The sequence below is a fragment of the Salinicola sp. genome (assembly GCF_982684285.1).
This window is the reverse complement of the sequence record NZ_CEXLVS010000260.1, coordinates 1-5,591: the sequence shown is the minus strand read 5'-3', so window position 1 is coordinate 5,591 and position 5,591 is coordinate 1. Positions and strand designations below refer to the sequence as shown.

Sequence of the window (5,591 nt, the reverse complement as noted above, 5' to 3'; positions counted from 1 at the left end):
GAAGAGGCGGGCTTCGGCGCGCTGAAATACTTCCCGGACAGCGACGATTATGCCCATCTGGCCACCGCATCGACGGGAATCACCACGACCGAGGCCGTGGAGGTGATCCAAATCGACGAGTGGCTGGATATCCCTTGCCAACTCGGTCAGGTCCGCTTGGAAAGCAAGCGTGGCTGCCCGGGGCGACCCGGTTGCCTGAATCGCGAGATGGTCGCTGCGACAGACGGCGTTACCTCGCCAATGACCATTGCCTGTCTCCTGAAGGTTTAACTGCATGGCAATCGGTCGTTTCCAGCGGAGCGGGCGACCGTCGGCGATGGCCGCCTTGGGGTCCAGGCGCGCCTTGCCCTTGAGCTTGCCGGCCAGCCAGCCCACCTCGATCCCCAGCGGTTCGAGCCAGGCCCGGAACTGGCGGAAGTGCTGCTCGGCGAGGATCTCGGTGGGCGCCATCACCGCCGCCTGGCAGTCGCCGGCAATGGCGTTCAGTACCGCCATGGCGGCGACCACGGTCTTGCCCGAGCCGACATCGCCCTGCACCAGCCTCAGCATCGGTACCTCCCGCTCCAGGTCGCGTCCGATCTCCTCCAGCACGCGGCGCTGCGCCTGGGTCAGCGAGAACGGTAGCTGGGTCAGAAAGCGCGCCTGCAGATTGCTGGCGGCGGCGAGCCGGGGGGCGCCATCGGTCTGAATCCGCAGGCGGACCTGGCGCAGGCTCAACTGATGGGCCAGCAGCTCTTCCAGGGCCAGTCGTCGCTGGGCGGGATGACGGCCGTCGGCCAGACGCTCCTGCGGGGCATCGGGCGGCGGCTCGTGGAGATAGCGCAGCGATTCGATCAGCCCCGGCAGCCGAAAGCGTCCCCGCAACGGTTCGGGAATCCACTCCGGCAGGCTCTCGGGGGCTGCCGCCAGTCGCTTCAGCGCCTGCTGGATCAGGGCGCGCAGGCGCGGTTGTGCCAGACCCTCGGTGGCGGGATAGATCGGCGTCAGGTGTTCGTCCACCGGCGTGGCGTCGGACTGGATCAGGCGATATTCCGGATGATAGATCTCGAGCCCGGTGCTGCCGGCGCGGGCTTCGCCGAAGCAGCGCACCTGCACGCCCTTGACGAACTGCTGCTGCTGGGCCGGCGAGAAGTGGAAGAAGCGCAGGCTGAGAATGCCGGAGCCATCCTTGAGCCGGACCAGCAGGCTGCGGCGACGGCCGCGGACGACCTCGGCGGCGCTCACCTCGCCCTCCACCACCGCCTCGGTGCCGGCGCGCAGGGTGCCGATGGGGGTGATCCGGGTACGATCCTGGTAGCGCAGCGGCAGATGGAACAGCAGGTCGGCGACCTGCTCGATGCCCAGCCTGGCCAGTTTCCCGGCCAGCGCCTCGCCGACGCCGGAGAGGTCGGTGACGGGTTCGTCGAGGCTCATGCGGCCTCGACGTCGCTGCCCTGGATTTTATCGATCGCCTGGATCAGGGCATCGATCGCCTTGGGTCGCGGGAAGCTGGCACGCCACGCCAGTGCGACACTGCGCGTCGGGACGTCGCCCTTGAACGGGCGGCTCTCCAGCAGCCCGCCTTCGTAATGACCGGTGCCGATCGCCAACTTGGGCAGCACCGTGATGCCAAGCCCGGAAGCGACCATGTGGCGAATGGTCTCCAGCGAGCCGCCCTCGGCAATCAGGGTGTTCGAGGGATTGTTGAGCTGCGCGCTGATCGCCGGGCACGCCTCCAGAATCTGGTCGCGGAAACAGTGGCCCTCGCCGAGCAGCAGCAGGCGTTCGGTGAGCAGGTCCTCCTTGTCGATCGCCGCCTTCTCCGTCCACGGATGGCCGGCCGGCAGCAGCACCTCGAACGGCTCCTCGTAGAGCGTCTTGGTGACCACGTCGGGCTCGTTGAAGGGTAGCGCCACGAAGATCGCATCGAGCTCGCCGTTGCGCAGCTTGCGCCGCAGCACGCCGGTGAAACTCTCCTCGATATAGAGCGGCATCTGCGGCGCGATGCGCGACAGCGCCGGGATCAGGTGCGGGAACAGGTAAGGGCCGATGGTATAGATGGCGCCGATTCGCAGCGGGCTGATCAACTGGTCCTTGCCCTCGGTGGCCATCTCCCGGATCAATGTCGCCTGCTCCAGCACGCGGTGGGCCTGCTCGACGATTCGCTCACCCAGCGGGGTGACCTGAACGGTGGATTTGGAGCGCTCGAACAGGGCGATGCCGAGTTCGTCCTCGAGTTTCTTGACGGCCACCGACAGCGTCGGCTGAGAGACGAAGCAGCGTTCGGCGGCGCGGCCGAAATGGCGCTCCTGGGCCAAGGTTACGATGTAGCGGAGTTCTGTTAGAGTCATTGGCTGGGACCGAAAGGCTCCCTGTCAGCGCGATTTGGCAAGTGAACAGCGGTACGCAATTCTCGTGGTCACGCTCGTGCGTGCGCGTCCTCAGGGACGAATCATCAAGGACGTTTTACCAAGAGGCTAGGGAAAGGTGAAGAAAACAACGCTAATTCTCGGCTGTGGCGATATTGGCACTCAGCTCGGGAAGCAGTTGATCGACGCCGGTCATCGCGTGATCGGCGCGCGGCGCAATGTCGGGGCGCTGGACGGAACCGGTATCGAGGCGGTGGCGCTGGACGTCACCGACGAAGCGGCGCTGGCGGCGCTGCCGGATGCCGACATCATCGTCTACGCCGTCACCGCGGACCGGTTCGAGGAGTCGGCCTACGAGACAGCGTATCCGACGGGCCTGAAAGCGGTCCTCGAAACCTTCGGGGCCCGGGAGAACAAGCCGGAGCGGGTACTCTTCGTCTCCTCGACCAGCGTCTATGCCCAGCAGGGTGGCGAGGAGGTCGACGAGAGCTCGGAAACCGATCCGCACGGTTTCTCCGGCACGCTGATGCGCGAGGCCGAGCAGGCACTGCTCGCGCACGATCTGCCCGGCACGGCGGTGCGTTTCTCGGGCATCTACGGCCCGGGGCGCGATCGCCTGATTCGCCAGGTGAGCGAAGGCCGGATCGCGGCCTCGAACCCGCCGATGTACTCCAACCGTATCCATCGCGACGACTGTGCAGGGGTCATCGCGCACCTGATTCAACTGTCGTTGGAGGGCAAGCCGCTGGAGCCTGTCTATCTGGCCAGCGACTGCGACTCGGCGCCGCTGCACGAAGTGATGGCCTGGATCGCCAAGCGGCTCAAGGTCGAGACGCCGGACGTGATCCAGTCGCCGTTGCGGCGTCGCTCGAGCAAGCGCTGCAACAACCGGCGTCTGCTCGATTCCGGTTACACGTTCCGCCATCCCACCTTCCGCGAAGGTTACGAAGACGTGCTCCAGCAGGGCGGCTTTCTGTCGGCCAAGGAAAAAGCCTGACGATCATTCGCGATCCAGCATGACGCTTTGGCGACAATTTCGTGTCCACTCGATGACACGATTTCTCAACCCGCTGAAATATTTGATAAAGCGCCTTCGGGCGCTTTTTTGGTTGCCCGCGCTGCCGCCCGACCTGTCATCGTTTCTTAATTGTCTAGATAAATAACCGTCACACGACGTCGCCAGACTGTGTTCAACACTCTGGGCCATGCATCGCGGCCCGACACTTTCCGGGACGAATCGCATGACTGCCATCGTTAGCGTCGAACGGCTCGACAAATCCTTCGGTCCCCATGCGGCCCTGCGCGAGATCGGTTTCGAGATCCATGCCGGCGAGCTGGTCACCCTGATCGGACCGTCGGGATCGGGCAAGTCGACCCTGTTGCGCCACCTCATCGGATTGACCCGCGCCGACCGCCGGTCGCACAGCCATGTTCGGGTGCTGGATCGCGACGTCCAGCACGGCGGGCGTCTGCTCGGCGCCAGCCGCGAACAGCGCCGCCGCTGCGGCTACATCTTCCAGCAGTTCAACCTCGCCGGTCGGTTGAGCGTCATGACCAACGTGCTGATCGGTCACCTCGGCGCGATGCCGCGCTGGCGGGCGCTGACCGGGCGCTTCACCCAGCAGGAGCGGGATCTGGCGCTACGGGCGCTGGAGCGCGTCGGCATCGTCGGACTGGCCCATCAGCGCGCCAACACGCTGTCGGGCGGCCAGATGCAGCGCGTCGCCATTGCCCGGGCGCTGGTGCAGGAGGCGGAAGTGATCTTCGCCGACGAGCCGATCGCCTCCCTCGATCCGCGCAGTGCCCGCGAGGTGATGGAGATCCTGCAGCGGATCAATCGCGAGGATGGCCGCACCATCGTCGTCACCCTCCATCAGGTCGACGTTGCCCGCCGCTACTGCCGCCGCGCCATCGCACTGAAGCAGGGCCGCCTCTACTACGACGGGCCGATCGCGGGTCTCACCGACGCTCGCCTGCAGGCGCTCTACGAGAACGCCGGTCTCGACGAGCTCGAGTCCCGCCAGCCCGATCACCGGATCGCGACGCCGCTGCACGCGGTGGGCTGATCCGGGCGCACGCTCGACCGCTGACCATCGATTCGTTGCCACAGATCTATCACCAACGACCCATCATCAACGACACTTCAAGGAAACGACATGATCTCATCCCTCTTGCGTCGCACGGCCCTGCCGCTGATCGCCGGGCTCGGCCTGCTCGGCGGCACGCTCGCCGTCGGTTCCGCCCAGGCCGCCGACGAGCCGCTGCGCTTCGGCATCATCTCCACCGAGTCGAGTTCCAACCAGTCGACCCAGTGGCAGCCATTCCTGGACGACATGTCCGACGCCTTGGGCGTCAAGGTCGAGCCGTTCTTCGCCACCGACTACGCCGCGGTGATCCAGGCGATGCGTTTCGACAAGATCGATCTGGCCTGGTACGGCAACAAGTCGGCGATGGAAGCGGTCGATCGCGCCGGCGGCGAGATCTTCGCCCAGACCGTCGCCGCCAACGGTGCGCCGGGTTACTGGAGCCTGATGATCGTCAACAAGGACAGCCCCTACAACACGGTTGAAGACGTGCTGGCGCACGCCGGCGAGCTGACCTTCGGCAACGGCGACCCCAACTCCACCTCGGGCTACCTGGTGCCGGGCTACTACGTCTTCGCCAAGAATCACGTCGATCCCAACACCGCGTTCAAGCGCACGCTCAACGCCAACCACGAGACCAATGCGCTGACCGTGGCCAACGGCCAGGTCGACGTCGCCACCTTCAATACCGAGAGCATGGAGCGTCTCGAACTCACCCATCCCGACAAGGCCGCCCAGCTCAAGGTGATCTGGAAGTCGCCGCTGATCCCCTCCGACCCGCTGGTCTGGCGCACCAATCTGCCGCAGCAGACCAAGGACGAACTGCGCCAGTTCTTCCTCAGCTACGGCGATACCGACAAGCAGAAAAAGATCCTCGAACCGCTGCAGTGGTCCGGCTTCGCCGCTTCCGACAACGACCAGCTGCTGCCGATCCGTCAACTGGCGCTGTTCAAGCAGCGCGCCCAGGTCGCCGCCGACGATTCCCTCGATGCCGACGACAAGCAGAAGCAACTCGCCGATCTCGATGCGCGTCTCGAGTCGCTGAACCAGCGCATGGACGCTCGTGAAGCCGCCCAGGCCAAAAAGGCCGGCAACACCACGGCGATGGCGACTCAGTAAGTCAAGAAAGAGTAAGTCAAGAAAGCGCTTTCTGAACACG

Annotated in this window: 5 protein-coding genes; 3 read left to right on the top strand and 2 right to left on the bottom strand. The window is 65.3% G+C overall.

Translation table 11 applies throughout. The features are described 5' to 3' along the window. Together AC3AYF_RS17600 and AC3AYF_RS17595 are read right to left on the bottom strand one after the other, a co-directional pair. A partial coding sequence (locus AC3AYF_RS17600) for a DEAD/DEAH box helicase (protein ID WP_487780100.1) occupies window positions 1–1,413 on the bottom strand: 1,413 nt, incomplete at its 3' end. Further along, complete coding sequence (locus AC3AYF_RS17595; RefSeq protein ID WP_298844826.1) at window positions 1,410–2,330, bottom strand: hydrogen peroxide-inducible genes activator; 921 nt, start codon at window positions 2,328–2,330, stop codon at window positions 1,410–1,412. The genes AC3AYF_RS17595 and AC3AYF_RS17600, both read right to left, overlap by 4 nt. A gap of 136 nt (window positions 2,331–2,466) precedes the next feature. Between AC3AYF_RS17595 and AC3AYF_RS17590 the strand changes: the two genes are divergently transcribed. From AC3AYF_RS17590 to phnD, 3 genes are all read left to right on the top strand, one after another. Next, window positions 2,467–3,345, top strand: coding sequence for an NAD(P)H-binding protein (locus tag AC3AYF_RS17590; protein ID WP_487780099.1), 879 nt, complete (start codon window positions 2,467–2,469; stop codon window positions 3,343–3,345). Window positions 3,346–3,589: 244 nt separating this feature from the next. Next, window positions 3,590–4,414 (top strand): phosphonate ABC transporter ATP-binding protein, encoded by an 825-nt coding sequence (gene phnC, locus AC3AYF_RS17585; protein WP_298844819.1) that lies wholly within the window; start codon window positions 3,590–3,592, stop codon window positions 4,412–4,414. Between the two features lie 90 nt (window positions 4,415–4,504). Then, entirely contained in the window at window positions 4,505–5,551 is a 1,047-nt protein-coding gene (gene phnD / locus AC3AYF_RS17580) for a phosphonate ABC transporter substrate-binding protein (RefSeq protein WP_487780098.1), read from the top strand. Window positions 5,552–5,591 lie beyond the last annotated feature (40 nt).

Coding starts and splice junctions, on each gene's coding strand:
- phnC (WP_298844819.1), top strand. CDS start 3,590: ATGACTGCCATCGTTAGCGTCGAACGGCTCGACAAATCCTTCGGTCCC.
- AC3AYF_RS17595 (WP_298844826.1), bottom strand. CDS start 2,330: ATGACTCTAACAGAACTCCGCTACATCGTAACCTTGGCCCAGGAGCGC.
- phnD (WP_487780098.1), top strand. CDS start 4,505: ATGATCTCATCCCTCTTGCGTCGCACGGCCCTGCCGCTGATCGCCGGG.